The 18,827-nt window shown below is 40.5% G+C and carries 10 protein-coding genes and 2 pseudogenes; 8 read left to right on the forward strand and 4 right to left on the reverse strand.

What is annotated here, in order from left to right; all coding sequences use genetic code 11:
- Window positions 1–86 precede the first annotated feature (86 nt).
- Window positions 87–238, forward strand: a pseudogene (locus LZP46_RS09880) (transcriptional regulator); the annotation flags it as partial.
- Between the two features lie 81 nt (window positions 239–319).
- On the opposite strand, the gene LZP46_RS09885 reads toward LZP46_RS09880, so the two are convergent.
- The 4 genes and pseudogenes from LZP46_RS09885 to LZP46_RS09900 all read right to left on the reverse strand — a co-directional run.
- Window positions 320–9,292 carry a two-partner secretion domain-containing protein gene (locus LZP46_RS09885; RefSeq protein ID WP_236093741.1) on the reverse strand — a complete coding sequence of 2,991 codons (8,973 nt, stop codon included), beginning with the start codon at window positions 9,290–9,292 and terminating at the stop codon, window positions 320–322.
- Between the two features lie 12 nt (window positions 9,293–9,304).
- Window positions 9,305–11,014: a ShlB/FhaC/HecB family hemolysin secretion/activation protein gene (locus LZP46_RS09890; RefSeq protein WP_236093742.1), complete on the reverse strand. Its 1,710-nt coding sequence runs from the start codon at window positions 11,012–11,014 to the stop codon at window positions 9,305–9,307.
- Between the two features lie 181 nt (window positions 11,015–11,195).
- Window positions 11,196–11,510 (reverse strand): hypothetical protein, encoded by a 315-nt coding sequence (locus LZP46_RS09895; RefSeq protein WP_236095201.1) that lies wholly within the window; start codon window positions 11,508–11,510, stop codon window positions 11,196–11,198.
- 42 nt (window positions 11,511–11,552) lie between these two features.
- Window positions 11,553–12,101, reverse strand: a pseudogene (locus LZP46_RS09900) (beta-ketoacyl synthase N-terminal-like domain-containing protein); the annotation flags it as partial.
- A 203-nt stretch (window positions 12,102–12,304) separates the two neighbouring features.
- Between LZP46_RS09900 and LZP46_RS09905 the strand changes: the two are divergent.
- The 7 genes from LZP46_RS09905 to LZP46_RS09935 all read left to right on the forward strand — a co-directional run bounded on the left by LZP46_RS09905 (window position 12,305) and on the right by LZP46_RS09935 (window position 18,825).
- The gene (locus LZP46_RS09905) at window positions 12,305–13,312 is read left to right on the forward strand and encodes a hypothetical protein (protein ID WP_236093743.1); all 1,008 of its coding nucleotides are present in this window, start codon (window positions 12,305–12,307) and stop codon (window positions 13,310–13,312) included.
- 97 nt (window positions 13,313–13,409) lie between these two features.
- Window positions 13,410–13,643: a helix-turn-helix transcriptional regulator gene (locus LZP46_RS09910; protein ID WP_079283084.1), complete on the forward strand. Its 234-nt coding sequence runs from the start codon at window positions 13,410–13,412 to the stop codon at window positions 13,641–13,643.
- Window positions 13,644–13,946: 303 nt separating this feature from the next.
- Window positions 13,947–14,234, forward strand: a complete 288-nt coding sequence (locus LZP46_RS09915) for a hypothetical protein (RefSeq protein WP_236093744.1) — start codon at window positions 13,947–13,949, stop codon at window positions 14,232–14,234.
- A gap of 56 nt (window positions 14,235–14,290) precedes the next feature.
- Window positions 14,291–15,124 carry a YagK/YfjJ domain-containing protein gene (locus tag LZP46_RS09920; RefSeq protein ID WP_236093745.1) on the forward strand — a complete coding sequence of 278 codons (834 nt, stop codon included), beginning with the start codon at window positions 14,291–14,293 and terminating at the stop codon, window positions 15,122–15,124.
- Window positions 15,125–15,151: 27 nt separating this feature from the next.
- Window positions 15,152–16,231 carry a hypothetical protein gene (locus tag LZP46_RS09925; RefSeq protein WP_032000678.1) on the forward strand — a complete coding sequence of 360 codons (1,080 nt, stop codon included), beginning with the start codon at window positions 15,152–15,154 and terminating at the stop codon, window positions 16,229–16,231.
- Window positions 16,232–16,356: 125 nt separating this feature from the next.
- Window positions 16,357–17,432 (forward strand): IS3 family transposase gene (locus LZP46_RS09930; RefSeq protein ID WP_127820945.1). Its coding sequence is split into 2 segments (ribosomal slippage): window positions 16,357–16,609 and window positions 16,609–17,432, totalling 1,077 coding nucleotides; the frame shifts between segments, so codons are not numbered across the junction.
- A gap of 316 nt (window positions 17,433–17,748) precedes the next feature.
- Window positions 17,749–18,825, forward strand: coding sequence for a CBASS cGAMP-activated phospholipase (locus tag LZP46_RS09935; RefSeq protein ID WP_050675315.1), 1,077 nt, complete (start codon window positions 17,749–17,751; stop codon window positions 18,823–18,825).
- Window positions 18,826–18,827: the final 2 nt, after the last annotated feature.

An 18,827-nucleotide genomic window follows, 5' to 3' on the forward strand; every position in this document is an offset into this window, starting at 1 on the left:
CATTTGATGGGGACTATATTTATTTAATAATATAATAAGTTTCAGCATTTAAGGTCTGTTTCATAATACATACCAACTGCCCCAATACTGAGATGGAGAATGGGCGTTTTACAGGTTCATTTGACATATTTGAACGTGTGCTTGATGGCGTAGGTTTAAAATTCGAAGTGAATAAAAAAAGTTTAACTTGCCCCAATGGAATGAAATTGAAGAAATATTTACAGAATATGATGAATAAAATCGGTGACATTCATAATATCTATTCTTATAACCGATATAAAAAATGGTGCAGAAAATCTGCACCATTTAATACAAAGCTTTAAGGTGTAGTCGTAGGTCTTAACAAATCTCTGAGCTGCCCAGCTTTATTAATTACCGCATCTGCAACGTTTCTATGTGTAGAACTTTGATTTGTATTCTCTGTGCCCCTTTGATCATTCTGAGTTAATGTTTCAGTCGCTTGACGAACAGTCCCTGGCGTTCTTGTCCCTGAATATGCATTCCTGTTGTCTTTAATCTGACGCAGGTCACTCGAGTCGGCACTACCTTCTCCGCCTAATTCAAAGCCAGATTTGCTGTCTTTCTTGGTCGTCGATGTCACCTGAACCGCAGAAGTGTTCGTTTTATTAATCGAATTATCTTCAACCGCTTTACCATCACTGCCCACAGACTTAAATTTGACATTTTCCATGCTTAATGTCGGCTTAGATGAAGCTGCATCCCCAGAAGCCGCTGGCTGGACCGTGACAGGGGCACCTAGAAGCGCATTGTCATTCGAAGATTCTATAGCCGGTATATTCACTTCAGTTTGCTTGGCAATAATCACTGGTGCGCCATTATGGATAATGGCTTTACCATCTGCATTTCTGGCCAGTTCCGGTGCAGAAACTAACTGTGAAGCAGACGCCAGACTCACTGGGCTTGCTCCTGCCTCATTTAATGTCAGCGGTGCAGCAGCAGGTGCTGGTGCCGTCACTTCAAAAGATTTAGCCGTAATTTCAGAACCAGTGTACTTGGTCGAATTATTTTTAGCTATACCGAAACTGGCAGAAACACCGCCTGATTTATGGGTGGTATCAGTTACTGTATTGCCATCAGCTTTCGTCACTTCCCGTTTTACATTTTCCCTAGCTTTCGTACTCTTTTGCGCATTTTCAAAACCTACCCCAACACCAAAACCGGTTGAATTGCTGGTGCTGGTGCTCTCGGCAGAGGTAAATGTCGTGCTGTTCGCCTGAATAGAGACATTGTTACCCGTTAATGCCGTGCCTTCAAAATTGGCTTCGTTTGCTCTAACCTTAATATTTCCAGCTGCATTTAACCCCCCTACAACTGCCGTAGATGATTTGGCATTAGTTTTATTTTGACCATATTCAGCGCCCAGCTCTATATCTGGCACACCTTTTAAATCCACACCCACTTTCACATTGACATCGACATTACGGCTCGTAGAACTGGATTCATGCGTGTCATGCACAGCGTTATAAGTCAGTTTAGATGCCTCTAAATTGATGTCACCGCCAGTCGAATTAAACTGCGTGCCGTTCAGCTGTGTTTCACCGCTGGAAATTGAGGTGATATTTCCACTTGATGTAAATGAGGAACTTCTTGCCTGCGTATCTTTGCTGTCAACTTTGGAAGACTCCATACTGTATTGCGCAGAAACACCTGCTGCCACTTTAGTACTCTTGGCGCCAGATGAACTTGACTCTCTTGCACCGCTGGATTGCGTGCCCGTGCTAGTAGACGCTGTAGCACCTAAACTTGCTTGTGCAGATACATTGGCACTAGCGCCAGCTTCTGCATACAAGCCTAGTCGAGCCTCATGGGACTGGCTGTTACTATGGAACGTCTGGCTGTCATGTACAGCTTCATCTTTAATTATTGCTGCACTTTGATAAATGCTACTGGCATTGACTTGAGTCGCCTGGTCCAAAATTTCATTTTCAGCAATCCGGACAAAACTGCCTGTTGCTTTAAAGTTATTTCCTTTATTGGTCACTGTGTCATAAGATTGCTCATTGTTTTCAATGGCTGTTCTTAAACCCGCACCTACTTCTGCAGATACACCTGCCGATGCAGATGCACCTGCGCTGAGCGGATTGATGTTGGTTGCATCTGCTGAAGCACCGGCTTGTGCGCTGGCTTGAGCAGAGACACTTCCACTGAGATAAACCCCTGCCAATTTGCTTGAACTGGTACTGGTTTCACTATGTGTATCCTGTACAGCCAGGTTTTTAATGTTTTTTGCTTCAATTCTTAAAGCTGCCGGAGCCCCAACAGGTTTACCATCTTTATCCCATTGACCTGCCTGCACATCAGCACCGTGGAAAGTTGCTGTATCTGTCACTTTGATGAGCATATCTGAACCAGATTTCAGGCTTGAATTGGTATGCGTCAAGCTGTTCATAGTTTCATTTTGATGCTCTGTCTTCGCACCAAATGTTACTGTGCCATTGGCTTCCGCGCTTGCACCTGCATTAACGCCCAAGGATGCACCATTGACACCCACCTTGCCGCCAGCTTGTGCTCCTGCTTGAGCGCTAGCATCACCTTCTGCAAAAATACCGACAGAGGTACGCTTTACATCACGCGAAGCATAGCTGGTATTTTTTCCAGCTTCGACCAGCAAATTCTTGGCAGCAATAGCCAATTTACCGTCTACATCAACATTTGAGCCTCTAACATTCACGGTGTTGTCAGACATGATGGCCAAATTACCTGCCGATACAATATTAGATGCGACACTGGTGCTAGAACCGCTTTTTTCTACAGTTTTGGTTGTCTCTGAAATTTTCAGTGCAGCTTCACCTTTGGCAGAAGCCGAAGCTCCGGCTTGCGCTGTCATCGACAATTTTGTTTTTTCTGCTTTGGCGCTGGCATTGACTTTAACATCTGGCTCATCTTCAGTTGAAGCACCATACATATTTTGCGTTGCATTGCCATTGAATTTCCCTTTTTTGTCTTTCTGGATGCCATCGGCTGCAGTACCGTAAATAGGATTATCATTGCTTGCGCTGCCTTTAGTTGACTTCAGATAAGTTGACGTCGTTGTTACCTTTTCATGACGCTCTTCATCCTTGCCATCCAGAATATCTACACCGGCTTTACCCCGAATCAAGCTGGTACTGTCTTTGTCACGTATGCCAATATTTGAGCCTTCAATAACCGCCTTGCCTTCCGAGTCAACAATTAAACTGCCCACACTTAGGTTACTGGCTTTATTGGTGCCTTTGAAATCTGTTGTTTCGACAGTTTCTTTACCCCAAATCCCGCCGCCGACACCAAAGCCTGATCGTGATGTAGACGTCTTGGTTTCAGTCGTATCCTGATCTGCCAGCAATTTAAAGTCACCGCCGGTTTTCACATACATTAAACCACCAGCCGTAACATCACTGCCTTTAATGGTCGTATCTTTACCGCTTTCCATAACCACATTGCCGCCCGCTTCTAACACCGAGCCCATGTTGGTGACTGAACTGGTCGAACTGCGGCCATTTTTAATACTTTTTGAAGAAGCTTCAGCATTTTGAATAGAGAGGATATTAATATTTTCGCCAGCCTTCAGCGCCAGTGTTTCACCAGCCTTCAGCTTGGCACCAATATTATTGATATCTTTTGCTGCGTCCATAACCAGTGCACCATCACTGACAATACCGGATACTGCACCAATTGACGTTTTACGGTCTGAATCACTACCAGAAGTTTGCACTTCGGTAATATTGTTGATTGAACCTTCTTTAGAAGTTAGGAATACATTGCCACCTTTAATCTGCGCACCAATATTGTTGATATCCTTTTTGGCATCCACAACCACAGTGCCGCCGCGAATGGCCGCATTTTTATTGTCTAAAGATTCAACATCTAAATAGGTCAGAGTTTTACCTTCAATCACTGCACCTGAAGTACTGATACTGTCCACAGTCGCCTTGCTGAGATAAACCTGCGGTACCAATACTTTTTGACCAGCGACTTCAGTTGCTACCATCCAAACGATGTCTTGTTTCAAGTTGCCGATTTGCTCTGGCGTTAAAGCTGTACCATATTTCAAACCTAAAGTAGATTTCTGGTCAGATGCCTGATCAAATAGTTTTTGCATTTGGTCGGCCATAGAGCTGTTGGCATAAAGTACGGCTGTACCTAATGATGAAATCAGCTGCTGCTGCACCAGATTCATTTCATAGCCATTATCGCCCAGGCGTTTCATCAGCTTGTCTGGATTAATGCCCAATTTTTCCTGAAGATAATCTGAACCGATGACATTTGAATTTTCCCCATATAACGGGTTCGATTCGACTAAATATTTTGAATTTGGATTTTTGGTGATGATGTACTGACCATAGTCGGAAACTGGCAATGATAAATTGACAGCAGGTGATTGAGAAATAGGATTCACAGCCTGTATACGTACATCTTCTGTATACTTTGTAGTGTCCACTTGTTTTTTAGGCGTTTCAACATCCGTTCCGTCTTGCGGCGCATCAGCATTTTCTTTTTTATCTTCCGCCGGCTTGTCTATTTGACATGTCAAACCGAGATTTTCACATAATTTCTTATCATTATTTAAAGCCAAATGATTAAGATTGCTTTCAGATTCATTGGTCAGGTCTTTTGCTTTTATAAGAACCGTGTTACCCGTAACTGTTGCCTTAGACTGCGCTGTATTACTTTGCACATTTTGAGGAACCAATGCTTTATAGCCATCAGATTTGACCTTATTCCGAATCGCATCAATTACATTTTTGACATTATAAGTAACCGTATACGTATCCCCTGATCTATCCTTCACAGTCGCGTACTTATCCATATTGGTATCACGATAAGAATAATAAATCCCTGATAGATTCTTTATTGCATCAATATAATTATTTGAGCGATTGAAATCACCATCATCATCAATATTGCTTAATTGAATTGTGCCTGGATTTTTTGAATCTAATGAAACAACTGCTCCAGCCCTGTTGCTATGATCAGTTAACAATAAATATTTTAACTCAAACAATTTGTCACGGTATAAATCAATGGATTGATTGGTAAAATTATTAGGTCCATCTATATTAACCATTCCAGCGCCATTACCCGCGGCATAAATTTTACCGCCTATGTTTTTCGAATCATCTACATAGTTAATAGTAATATTACCGTTATTTGCACCGATTTTGGCTTGGCCTATATCTCCATTTAGGTAGTTTTTGATTGTGTCATAGTTAGTTTCAGTACCGGCCTTCACATCTGTGCTCTTTTTCCAGGTCTCCGTCACTACACTGGCTTGCACACCATCATCACCGCCGCCTTTAATTGCAACTTGAGTGGTATAAATAACTGTATTGCTCGCACTATCATCAAAAGATTCATGGCCCCAGTCATTATCACTGGTTAGGTACATCTTCGGTGTGTTCCACGTTTCAGTAATATTAATTTTATCGCCATAATAGGTCCGTTCATTCAAGAACTTTCCGCTCAGCGCTAAATTAATATCGCCATTATTGACTAAAACATTATAATTATTTTCAAAATCATGTCCGTAAACTTCTATCCCATTTCCAGCCTGCAAATTGCCACCAGAAACCTGAGACTGATTACTGTTCATTTTATTATAAACATTGGTTTTCTTGCTGTTTTCATTACCCAGCACCAGATATGCAGCAGCATAAACATCACCAAAGTTGGTGATGGTATTTACATCACTGCGTTGAGTATTGATCAACAAATTATTTAAAGAAATAATGCCTGACTTTGCAGCATTGGTTAAAGCTGCCGTATCAATAAACAAGGAACCGGCAGAATGAATCAGCTTGTTATTTACCAGCTTGGTTTCGGCTGCAATTTTAGACACACCCGAGGTTTTGATCTGATTGTTATTGGTTAAGCTATTTGCATTCAGATCAGAATCATACAGGTTCACGTCTCCAGTACTGCTGTTGGTAAACTCTGCTTTGGCATTGACAGCTGCACTGTTCATCGCATTCAGCTTACCGGTATGCTGATAATTATTCGAAAAATTCAGTGTCGCAGCATCAACATTGAGCGTACCACCACTATTATCTAATTTTGTAAAGTTGATTGAGGTTTTTAGTGGTACCGAGCCATTTCCTTGAACATAAATTTCACCGGCATTTTTTGAAACTAAACCTGTCTGGTTAAAACTTGCGTTATTGCCCAAATATAAATATGCACCTGAATTGTTTATCAGGTCTGCTACCGAAATTTCAGACAGACTGTCTGAAGCGTTTAAATTCACATAAACATCACCTGAGTTATTCAAACTACTCAAGTTTTTTGCATTTAACGAGTTATAAAGATATATACCAGTATTAGATAATGCTTTCCCGGTATTGGTCAATGTTGTTTGCAAAGAAGTCTTGCCTTCAATCACTGCCGAATCTGCAGAAATTTGTCCAGCATTGACAATTTCATCTGTCTTTAACAGCAGATTATTGGTACTGATAATTCCTTTATTGCCATTTAACAGCTGCTGTGCGGTTAAATTCAGGGCGCCAGCATTTTGATTATTTACCGTGTAAATATAGCCCGTGTTGTCAATCTTATCTGATACGGTTAAATCTGCTTGATTCGCTGCATAGATTTCTCCGCTATTGATGATATTACTGTCTGCTTTTTTAGCTGCATTAATTTGTAAAGTACTGCCAATAATGCTTGCACTGTTATTCACCTCAGATGCGCTGATGTTAACAGCAGAAGCATTTAATTTGCCGGCATTGCCTAGTGACTGTGTATCAATCGTCAGCTGGTTTCCAGCCGAAAGCGAACCATTATTCACTGTATTTATTTGCGCAGCGTCTAATAACAGACTGCCCATCGCAGTAACAGTACCCTGGTTATTAAAATCTGTACCGTTTATATGCAGGTTCAGGTTTTTGTTGCCGGCAAGAATTGAATTCTGAGCGTTGGTCAAGGCTGCTGTGTTTAGCTCTAAATCCTGATTGGAAATGAGTTTGCCGCTATTGTTTACGCTATCCAGCGTACTCAGTTCAAATTTGTCTGAAATCAGACTGCCTTGGTTATTTAATTTTTTCAGCTGGGCTTTGGTGAGCTGCTGTGTATTTACCGCCCCTGTATTGTTTAAAGTATCCGCCGTAATGTTTAAATTGCCTACGGTGGTGACCGCAGCACCGGCAGCGATATTAATGTTTTTCCGGGCTGAAATAGACTGTGTTTGCGCATAGGTTTTGCCTTGCAAGTCAACATCTGCATTTTTAGACTGCAATGTAAGTAAGCCGTTGGTTTCCAACCGTGCAGTGCTGCCTGTCGCCAGATTGTTGGCTGTAATTGCAGTCATTGAATTTTCTGCTCCGGCATAACCATCCAGCTGAATTGCATCTGCTGAAAGCTCAATGCTGTCTGAACCAAACAGCTGTGCCTGGCTATCTACAGTCAGCTGCTGCACTGCATTTGCATTCAGTTTAGCTCCAGCCTGAACTGCGCCAGTTAAATTTATAGCATTTGCATTCAGCAGCAAATTATTTTGTGCATAGACAGCACCAGCCTGCTGCAGGGAATTTAAAGCGGTTAGGGTTAAATTGCCCGCTTCCCATAAACCTTTTAAGTTTAGGTCTTTGGCATTTACCGTATTTAAATTCTGAACAGAAATAAGGGTATTATTACCGCTGTTCAAGGTCCCGCTAATATTTAAATTGGCTGCTGAACTATATAGCTGGCCCAAAAGGTCAGCATTAGATGCTGTAATAGCTGTATTGTTTTGACTGACGATCAGACCATTTTCATCTAGCGTGAACTGCTGAACCTGAATATCGGTATTTGCAGCCGAGGTTTGTGCACTAAAGGACAACTGATTAGCTTTCAGATCTAAAGCATTACCGGCTTTCAGTTTACCACCAGCCAGTTCCATATTGCCATTGGCAGTATTTAAAACGATATTATTTTGGACTTCTGCATCTGTATTTTTAAATTTTAAGTCTTGCGCAGTTTGAATATTTAAATTTTGAGCCGACTTCAGCTGTGAATCCTGCGCGGTGAATGCATTGGATTTCATTTGCAAGTCAGCTGCATCAATAGCTGTATTTTGCAAGGCAATATCTGCATTGGCATTTAATTTCAACGCATCTTTGGCCTGAATTTTGGCACTATTAGCGTTAAATGCCTGACTTTGAAGATCAAGCGTGCTGCCAGCATATAGCGTACCACCTGCAACATCCACATTGAACTTTTGCGCATTCACATCACCAATTGCAATGCTGTTTGCTGTTAATCCGCCTTGAATATTTAATTTTTGCTGCTGTGCAGAGCTGTTCTGTATATCAATTGCCTGTTTGGCATTAATTTTATTATTCAGCTGAATATCACCGGCGGCACTCAAGGTGAAGTCTGCAGCGCTGGCAGCCGCATCACCCGCCATACGCACGCCAACACCCTGTTCAGTAGAAATCAGGCTAATGCGATTTGCATAAAGACCTCCCAACAGGGTTGAATCAATAGCATATTGCCCAGCAGCATCTGTACCTGCAATCGCTGTGGCTTTCCCTGTTGTGTAGTCATATGCATTGGCGCCTGTCACCGCTTCCAGCTGCTGTGCATTGACTTGTCCATCAATACTTAGGTTTCTGGACAGCAAACGAAGTAGGCCAGTGCTGTTGGCATTCAAACCATTATCTGCAATAGAAATATTGCCTTGTGTAATGTTAAAACCGGTAATGTTTCCGTCAGGGCTAAACTTTGGGGTGCCTGTAGTTAATGTCGCTCTGTCTGTATTAATAAAACCGCAGCCAGAACAGGTTATCCCGTATGGGTTCGCCAAGATCACATCCGCTTTGGCGCCAGCAACTTCTATATAACCATTTAATGCAGAACGGTTTGCGCCTGTGACTTCGTTCAAAATCACTTTGGCGCTGGTATTTAAATTGGCATTGGTCATGATTTTGCCAGCCAGTTCAGTCATGACTGACAGCTGGGTTGCTGATTGCGCAGCGTTATTTAAGACCTGACCAGTTTTATCTACGTTATAGTTTAGGTAGCGGTTATGCGAAATTCCGGCCGCATTGGCTGTCGCGATATCAATAATTTGCACACCGTTATTGGCATTGCGAACTTGCGTATTGGTATCACCTACAATCACTTCTGCCAAGCTTGACTGTACAAACAGCATGGCAGCCAGCGGTGTTAGTACCGCAAGAAAATGTGTTGTTCGTTCAGTCCCATTTTCAGCACCCGATTTGCTGCCTGCCGTTTTTTTGCCTTTTGAACTTACATTTTCAGCTACAACATCAAACGCATTTTTTGTTTTATTCCAAATTGTTTTATAAATATGGTTCATTTCCACATCTCCTTAAAATGTGAATGTGGTTGAAAAGAAGAAGTCCGTATCTGGTTTTTTCATAAAGTTTGGCTTCAAGACTGGCTGCGTAACAATCAGCTCAAGCGCAACATTTTTGAAATTAAACGCAGTACCTGCACTTACACCCGCCAGTTCCCCAACTTGGCTGGAATTTTCTTTGTTTTCCACTTTTCCGTAATCGAAACCGACATAATGGCGCGCAATCAGCGGACCATTGCTTAAGCTATAGACCTTGTTCAAATTCAGATCGTTTTTAAATGAGTAGCCGCTGTCACCGCTGAGTGAGCTTTGGTTAAAGCCGCGGACACTGTACAGGCTGCCAATGGAATATTGCTCTGAGCCATATAGCGTATCCAATGCATATTGGCCGGAAAAATTAGAAGAAAAACTGAAATTTTGCCCTAAAGCCTGAAATGGCTTGAAATAACTCAAACCGTAAGTCAATTTTTCAAATTGCGCTTTTGGCATTTCAGCAGGAAAATCTGCTGCATCTTCTAGTGCATTAAACAGTTTTAAACCGCGGCTGTAGCCGGCATTGGCATTGACTACACCAGTCAAAAGCATGTCGCTGTAACTTAAACCGATATCCAGTACCGACAGTTTTCGGCTACTGACATCCAACTTAATGTCTTCTAAAAATGCAGCCGTATCTTTATGGGTCAGACCAATATTTGCTCGCAGCTGGTTGTTGAATCCCCTATAAAGCAAACTATCTAAACGTACTGTATAGGTATTGGTCTCACCGCTTGAATGCAGCTGGTTAAACTGAGTCTGTAATGTTGAGTCATATTCCGAACGCGATGCATTCAGACTTAAGGTTTGATAACCTAATGGCACGGCATAAAAAACACTGCTGGAAAATGAATCCTGACGATTGTTATTAAATGGCAAAGAACGGTTATAAGAAAGATTCAGTAAATCATTCAAGCCAAAAATATTGTCTATGCCTAAGCCCAAAGCCGCCTGATTGCGTCCGGTTGAATCCTGCCCTTTGTTGTCATAACTAAAATAGCCGTTCCAGCGTTTTGAAGGTTCATTGTCAAATACCACAATACTTTCACCGGTTTTCTCACCCGGATAAATATTCATGGTGGCATTGTTGGATTGAAGCTTGTTAATTTGATCCAGTGCCTGTTCTAAATCTCTTAAATTTAGCGGCTTGCCTTCAGCCCCAATAATGGCTGTTTTTAATGACATGGTACCTTTAGCGCGTTCAGTCAGCTGTAACTGGCTTAATTTTCCTTCCTCAACACGCAGCTTAAGTGTCCCTGTTTTCAGGTCCTGTTCAGGCAGATAAAAACGTGCAGCTGCATAACCTTTGCTTAAATATAGCGCGGTCAATTTCCCCATAATTTCTTCAATGCGTTGGGCATCTATGCAGCTATTTTCATAGGGCTGTGTGACTTTGCGGATTTCACGCTGCGCAATTACGGCAGCTCCCTCTACATGAATTGCGGTAATATTTAAACATGGCCCTTTTTCTATGTTTTTAGACTCGGGCGGTGCAATTTCAATACGTGAAGGCGGTTTGGCAGATTGAAGCAGCTGTTCCTGCTCATAACGCAAGCGGTCTTGCTGATTCTGTTGGATCCGTTCATTTTCTTTATTAGCAAGCTCTATTTCAGGTGTGGCTGCGTAAGCCCCTTGCATAATCCCAAGAATAAGGGCACTAAGAAGTAATGGTTGTGAATAAAAATTCATTGCTGTCCCCAATTTAAACAATGATGGCTTCATTCATGATCTGAATTTTTCCATCAAATTATGGAGAAGACATTAACTGTAAATGCTTTATCTTTATATCACTGCAAATGGGTATATTTCAAGAAAACCCGATTAGCTAACAAAAGGGTAGGCATATTCTCTAATTGATTCAAAGCCGTAGTCACCAATCGGGCACCTGATGCGCCAGCGGATGCCCCAAAGCAATCGCCCCACCATTAGGATTCACCCTTGGATCGAGATCTTTTAGCCCCAAATCCCGAGTACAAGCCAGAGCCTGCGCCGCAAAAGCTTCATTTAACTCGATCACGTCCATTTGATCTAAAGTTAGACCTGTTTGCTTTAAAAGCTTTTGAATAGCTGGAGCAGGACCAAAACCCATAATACGCGGTTCAAGACCTACAACAGCTGCACCGATAATTTTTGCTCGTGGTGTTAATCCATATTTCTCTACCGCCTGATCAGAAGCAATAAGCACTGCAGCAGCCCCATCATTAATGCCGGAAGCATTCCCCCCAGTAACAGTGCCGTTCGCTTTGACAACTGGCTTTAGTTTGCTCAGCCCCTCCCCTCTAAGGTAGTGGATGAACGCGGATGTTCATCATTCTCAATCAAGACATCATCGCCTTTGCGCTGTGGAATTAATACAGGCACGATTTCATGCGAAAAAAAAGCCTTTGATTTGTGCAGATACTGTTCTTTTTTGACTTTCTAAAGCAAAGTTATCCTGATCGGCATGGTTAATATTGAATTGTTCCGCCACATTTTCTGCTGTCTGTGGCATGCTTTCTACAACACACAGTGCTTTGAGTTTAGGATTGATAAAGCGCCAACCCATAGTAGTATCTTCAATTTTTTGGCTACGTCCAAAAGCTGTGTCTGTTTTACCCATCACATAAGGTGCACGCGACATGCCTTCTACACCGCCAGCGATGATCAAATCAGCTTCATCTGCCTTAATAGCACGTGCCGCCATAGCGACTGCATCCAATGATGAACCACATAAACGGTTGACTGTAGTGGCTGGTACTTGATACGGCAGTAGGTGGTAGTTGAGCCGTGTGGCCAACGTTCGTGTGCTGTTAAACCCCGTGATTCTAAAGATGAATGTCCCAAGTTCATCGAATTCATCTAATTAAATTCATTTTGCACAAATCTAATATTTCATGAATCATCTTGTAAGATGCTGATAAGAAATATATTAATTATTAAGTCTGTACATAAAAATGGCTAAGTCTGTACAGAAGTTAAGGGGTTATTTAAGGAGTATTTATGCCAAGTTCTCAACTACAAGAACAAATACTGATAGTGAATGCACTAGAAAAATTTATTTTTGACAAAATCCGCTCGTCTCCATTTTTGAGTTTCCATAAATCTATCCTCATGGCATCTAATGAAGAAGATTTAAGGAAGGCAATATATACCTTAATTGACGAAGGTCATTTCAAAGAGTCGGAAGAAGATAAAATAAAAAGACTTTGTAACAAACCTGTTAAGGTATTTTTTCCAGATCAAGATGGGAATGATCAAGTTGCAAAGCTTGATTTCGAATATCGCCCCAAACATTATCACGAAGTACTTCAAGCTATTCGTCAATTTAGATTCTCACTTAAAGCTAATGCTTTAGAAAATATTCAAACTGAACTCAAAGCCATTCGAACTGCTTATTCATCACATGCAGATTGCATGAATCAGAAAAACCTCCCCCAAATTTTAAGGCACTTTTTAGAACAAGGGATTTCCAAGTCCTTCAACACCTATAATTTTCAGCGCATACGCAAACAACCCTTTTACAACTTTGTGGAAAACTATATTCAGAATTATAGAGGTCGAAAATTTAGTAATTTAAAGCAAGTATACAAAGACTTAGATCGAAGAGTGCCAAAGGTAATTCTTCAATCAATTCAAAATGAAATTAACTGGCTAGAAAATTTTCTAAAATTTATGATAGACAGGCATGAGTCATGTTTAATCTTTGATCCTCGCAAAGCTATTATACCTTTATCTGTTGCTGAACAAATATCGTTACTTAAGCAAGGCAAACCTATTTCATCTACGTCATTCTATTCATCGCAGAATCTTACTGATTTTCAAGCACAGTTTGAATCATTTAATGAGAGGAAAGAGAATATTGAAAGTAGAATTAAAACTTTAAAACATGAACTAGAAACTTTTAATAATCCAGATGCCCCTTTTGAAAGAAGCAAGGCTTACCTAAATGAAAGGCCCGACCTGAAAGAAAAACTCAAGGAAAAATGCATAGTTAATAAAAAATCCTAGCATATCTTTATCATTTCCCCCGTTGACGAACTTTTAGTGATCTCTAATGTTTTATTTTTTCCTTGATTAGTCCAAAACTAATCTACAAGGAGTAAAAATGAACACATCAATCGCTACTATCCAAATGCTTAGACTTCATGAGCTTATCAAACTGATTGGTTTATCTCGGTCATCCATTTATGACCGGCTAAACCCGCGCTCGAAACGTTACGACCCTGATTTTCCAAAACCAATTAAGCTAAATAGAGCTTCACGTTGGTTACTCAGCGAAGTTGAGGAATGGATTAGAAACAAAATGTCCAGCCGAAATCGAGCTGCTTCGGTGAGCTAATTCTGTACAAGCAGTTTCTCAAAAACATGCACGATTCGCGCAACTTTTGAGTTTAGCTCTTCGGATTCGCTATAGGTTTGGATTACGGTATTTATATCATTTATATACTATTCAATTATTTAAATGTATTTAATACAATTTGAATGATTGGATCAATGTTCATATAAATACAAGTACTGAAAACATCTATCACTTAACCGAATGATATTCCCGCATGGACACTGCCTTAGCACAGTGTCCAAGGGAAAGCTTTACTTAATCGTTGTGTTTTTAAGTCAATTCCATTTAATTCAAGGCTGAGACATGACTAAACCCAAATTATCCAATACAGCTGGACTGTTTACGATGTTTGATCATGAGCTTCTAGAGCAAGCGAAATTTGATCATCAACACACAATACTGAATCACGGTGAAAACCAGAGAGTTGTCATCCATCATCTAGACAATATCGTTATGCCGATATTGCAGAAAATTGAGTTTGTGCAAGCTGTTCTGAAGTGTAAAACCCCTATTGTTAAGATATTAACTGTAAAACAGCACGGTTTAACTGATCGTTTTTTCGTAAATTTGCAAAACCCATTGAACCTTTAATGCAAAGTTTCTTTGAACTGCTTCATGCATACACACCTCCAGAGATAGAGCCTGGTATGGCCTGTCTTGCGTTTGATCATGCTCGATCTCAACTTACTCAAGATGAATTCAATGAACTGGCAACTCAAGGCATTGGATCATCACATCACCTTGAAGTTATTCAGCCGTTTGTTGATGCCTTTCTACACTTTGTAGAATTGATTAAGTCGTATATGAACGATCCTAAAGTCAAAAAAAAAGTCCGTGACCAAAATAACCATTGTAAAAAGATGAAAATGGTTTGCGTTGGATACATTCAACAATTGCTGGAAGTCTACTCTAGGTTGTTGGTCGTGCGAATGGATTTATCCCTTATGCGAGATCAACAGACTTTACTGAAAAATGCTTATAGCCTGAAAGAAATTCGCTCCAAGCATGATCTGGCTTATATCAAAGCATGTACTCAAAAGCTGCTGAATAACAAACGGAATAATCCAGTCATGAAAATGCTTGTGGGTTATATCTTTCGCTTCGAATATACCGTCCGTACTGGGTTTCATGTGCACTGCTACTTTCTGTTCAACGGGAATAAAAATTTAGAAGATATTACCCTCGCTCAAGGCATTGGCAAATTGTGGAACAAAGTCACACAGGGCCAAGGTACAAGCTATATCTGCAACATGAAAAAGGATTCTTATCGTCACTGTGCAATTGGCATGGTTCATTATGCAGATACTGAAAAACTGAGGTATCTGTATAAAACCTTTGATTACATTTGCAAAACCTCACAGCTGTTTGATTTTACCAATATGAAAGGCGCACGAGGCTTCCAACTCGGCGAAGTTCCAGAAAACACATCAAATGCTGGTCGTCCACGTAAATATGCTCAGCAACTCAATTTAAATTTTTAAATCATGCTTATGATATGGGAGACACTCATGCCAATCCATGCCCGCGATATTTTAACTGCCCAAGAACAATTTGATTCTCTGGAAATGCTGAATCATGTGACCAAAGCTGGAAATCGAGGATTTACAAATTATCCACCGCATATACAGCCAGTTGCACTTTCAATGTATAACACCATGGCAAAAAAAATACGTTCAGCAAAGAACCTAAAAATATTTACGCATCAACCCACTGGGATGCCAACTGGGTTTCCTGATTTATACCTAACCAAGTTGGGGCAATTAGTGATACCAGTTATACACGATTACACCTTTAATCCCTTTGTGAATGGACGCTTTAGGAATATGACGGTCAATCCTTTGATCAAACTCATGGCTGAGACCTTGACTGCACACCAACTTTCCAGTGGTCAGTTTATAAATCGTGAATACTATGAAAAAGCTGTAGATACCTGTTTTTCAGACTTTAAGGTTCGATGTGGTACGCGAAACAGCACCACCATATTTAACTCTTGGCGAGCCATGTATGTAAAATCTCAAGGGGATATCAATCGCTTTATCGATACAATAATCGATGAATCTCCAAGATTCGAAGTTCACTCTATTGTTGTTCAATTAAAAACAGCTTCAGGGAGAATGCCTCAATTCGGCGATGAACAATTCAAGGATCAAACGGAGAATGAAATGTTGGCTGATCTTGTAAAGCCAATCATAAAAGCGGTCTGGCTGAACAAAGATTCAAACGATGTGATTGGCATTCTGTCTAAAAATGAGATCGATATTGTTGGTGATATAAGTAAAAGACTGATTTTCTTTGTGAAAAAAGAATTTACAGATATAGATGATTGGGCAGATTCTCAATTATTTCAATCTCTCAGTCCATTTTTTGAAAATACGATTACTCACAGTATTTCTTATGGTGACGTGCCATCAATGAATGCTGGTATAGCTCCAATGTTCCAAGGGCAGCATTCAAACTTTTACGACATCAATCAGTCTGGCATTGCTCCAAGGTTAAATCGTTTAAAGGCACATCTTTACGGTACTGACTATTGGATGCGTGTAGATGGGGATAGAGCTACTGTGCGAATTGAACACCTATACGGTTGATATAAGCTAAATAAATCCAACGAGCTGTCTGCTCGTTGGATTTATGTTCTCTAACTGGTAATCCCCCTAAAAATAATAGGATCTAAAAGTAGAATTTTTCTTAAGATACGAGCAGGAGATTCTGCATGAAAACATCTAAATTCACTGACAGCCAGATCATGTCCATTTTGAAGCAGGCTGAATCTGGGACACCCGTAGCTGCCCTTTGTCGTGAACACGGTATGAGTAATGCTACTTTCTATAAATGGCGTGCCAAATATGGTGGTATGGATACATCATTAATGGCTCGACTCAGAGAGTTGGAAGCAGAAAATACCAGACTTAAAAAGATGTATGCTGAGGAACGATTAAAGGCAGAGATCATCCAGGAAGCGATGTCAAAAAAGTGGTGAAGCCATCTCACCGGCGTCAGATGGCACAACAGGCAGTAGCACTGCATGCTATTAGCATTCGACTAGCTTGCCGTGCATTTAGCATCAGTGAAACCTGCTACCGTTATCAGTCTAAACATAGTGATGATAATGCACTCATTGAGCTGACTGAGGAAAACACCGATTGGGGTTTTGGTCTGTGTTTCTCTTATTTACGCCATGTTGAAAATTACGCTTGGAATGAGGAGCACTGCTCCGCAAGGCGTGTTTACCGTATTTACTGTGAATTGGCATTAAATCTGCGCATTAAACCAAGAAGAAGGCTGAAAAGGCATGCACCTGAACCACTGAAAGAGCCAATCCGTGCAAATCAGGTTTGGTCATTAGATTTCATGCACGATCAGCTTGCTGATGGTCGTAAGTTCCGATTATTGAATGTGATTGATGATTACCGTCGTGAAGGTTTAGCGATTGAGGTAGGGTTCTCATTGCCAGCAATGCGAGTGATTCGAACACTCAATCAGTTACTGGAATATCGGGAAAAGCCTTTAGTGATCCGATGCGACAATGGACCAGAGTTTATCAGTAACGAATTTGTACGTTGGGCAACCGAACAAGGTATTCGTATTGAATATATTCAACCAGGCAAACCACAACAGAATGCATATGTTGAACGTTATAATCGAACCATACGTTATGGTTGGCTGAGCAAACATTTATTTGATACTTTGGATGAAGTGCAAGATTATGCAACAAACTGGTTGTGGCATTACAACCATGAAAGGCCACATCAAGCCTGCAAAGGAAAGCCACCTCTAATGGCTGCTTAACCTCTACTTTTAACTTCGGTTATTTATGGGCGGATTACCGAGTAAAGAGTGGCTATTCAGATATTGTAAAAGTTAGTAACCTTCCATATTTCTGATCGATTTTTATTACATTAACAAATGTGTAGTGTATTGATGATTAAAATCATACATTGCTAACCCACTAAGATAAATCAACTTAAGTGGAATATAATGTTTAATTTAGCGGAGATATGGCCCATTAATTATGCGATTATAAATAAAAATTATTACTCTAGTCTCCCTTGAAATTTATATTTTTAGCACAATATAAAAAATACTTGATAAATAAGAGAAAATAATGACAACAGGAACGGTAGATTCACTGGCAGAACAGTCAAATTTGATTAAAGTATTAGCCTTAAATGGTGGAGGCGTGCGGGGGTTATTTACCATCACCTTGCTTGCTGAACTTGAATCAATCATTGAGAAACGCGAAAAACGTGAAAATGTCAAAATTGGTGACTATTTTGACTTAATTACCGGCACATCTATCGGCGGTATTCTGGCACTTGGTTTAGCAAGTGGCAAAAGTGCCCGGGAATTAAAACAAGCTTTCGAGGACAATGCACAGCATATCTTTCCGTTAAAGCGTTTTAAACAAAAAAAATGGTGGAATCTACTGCGGCGTTCAATCTATGAAAGTGAGCCCTTGTACGAAACAGTTAAAAATATGATTGGTGATTCAATTAAATTTGAAGATCTCAATAAACGGGTAATGATCACCTCAGTCAACTTGTCTACTGGTAGGCCGAAGTTTTTTAAAACGCCACATAATCCGATGTTCACCTTTGACCGTGAAATTCGGCTTATTGATGCAGCAATGGCAACATCAGCTGCCCCGACCTATTTTAAACCTCATTATATTGAAAAATTAGGTCATTACTTTGCCGATGGTGGGTTGGTAGCAAACAATCCAAGTTTTGTTGGTATCCGTGAAGTTTTAATCGATATGAATACTGATTTCCCTAATGCCGAGCCTAAAGATGTGAAAGTCTTGAACATCGGTACGTTGAGTGAAGATTACTGCATCAGTCCAGATACACTTTCCAAAAAATGTGGTAAAGGTTATTTGGGGCTATGGAATATGGGGGAGCGCATAGTATTAACTACTATGACTGCTAACCAACATCTACAGCGTTTTATGCTATTACGTGAATTTAAAGCACACAATATTGAAAAAAATTATGTTGAAATTGATGCAACCATACCGAATGAAGCAGCCTCCGAAATCACTTTGGATAACGCAACTTCTAGCAGTTTAGATGCACTTCGTGGAATGGGTAAGAAGTTAGGTGCTGAACGTTATACTGAAGATCCCGAATTGCGGAAATTCTTCCTAAAACCAGTTAAACCATTTATAGCCGATACACAATAATA

Origin of the sequence: Acinetobacter sp. SCLZS86 (assembly GCF_021560715.1) — a bacterium.
Taxonomy (GTDB): domain Bacteria; phylum Pseudomonadota; class Gammaproteobacteria; order Pseudomonadales; family Moraxellaceae; genus Acinetobacter; species Acinetobacter towneri_A.

Excerpts from the sequence above, each read along its gene's own strand:
- LZP46_RS09885 (WP_236093741.1), bottom strand. The coding sequence starts at position 9,292 with ATGAACCATATTTATAAAACAATTTGGAATAAAACAAAAAATGCGTTT.
- LZP46_RS09890 (WP_236093742.1), bottom strand. The coding sequence starts at position 11,014 with ATGAATTTTTATTCACAACCATTACTTCTTAGTGCCCTTATTCTTGGG.
- LZP46_RS09905 (WP_236093743.1), top strand. The coding sequence starts at position 12,305 with ATGCCAAGTTCTCAACTACAAGAACAAATACTGATAGTGAATGCACTA.
- LZP46_RS09910 (WP_079283084.1), top strand. The coding sequence starts at position 13,410 with ATGAACACATCAATCGCTACTATCCAAATGCTTAGACTTCATGAGCTT.
- LZP46_RS09915 (WP_236093744.1), top strand. The coding sequence starts at position 13,947 with ATGACTAAACCCAAATTATCCAATACAGCTGGACTGTTTACGATGTTT.
- LZP46_RS09920 (WP_236093745.1), top strand. The coding sequence starts at position 14,291 with ATGGCCTGTCTTGCGTTTGATCATGCTCGATCTCAACTTACTCAAGAT.
- LZP46_RS09925 (WP_032000678.1), top strand. The coding sequence starts at position 15,152 with ATGCCAATCCATGCCCGCGATATTTTAACTGCCCAAGAACAATTTGAT.
- LZP46_RS09935 (WP_050675315.1), top strand. The coding sequence starts at position 17,749 with ATGACAACAGGAACGGTAGATTCACTGGCAGAACAGTCAAATTTGATT.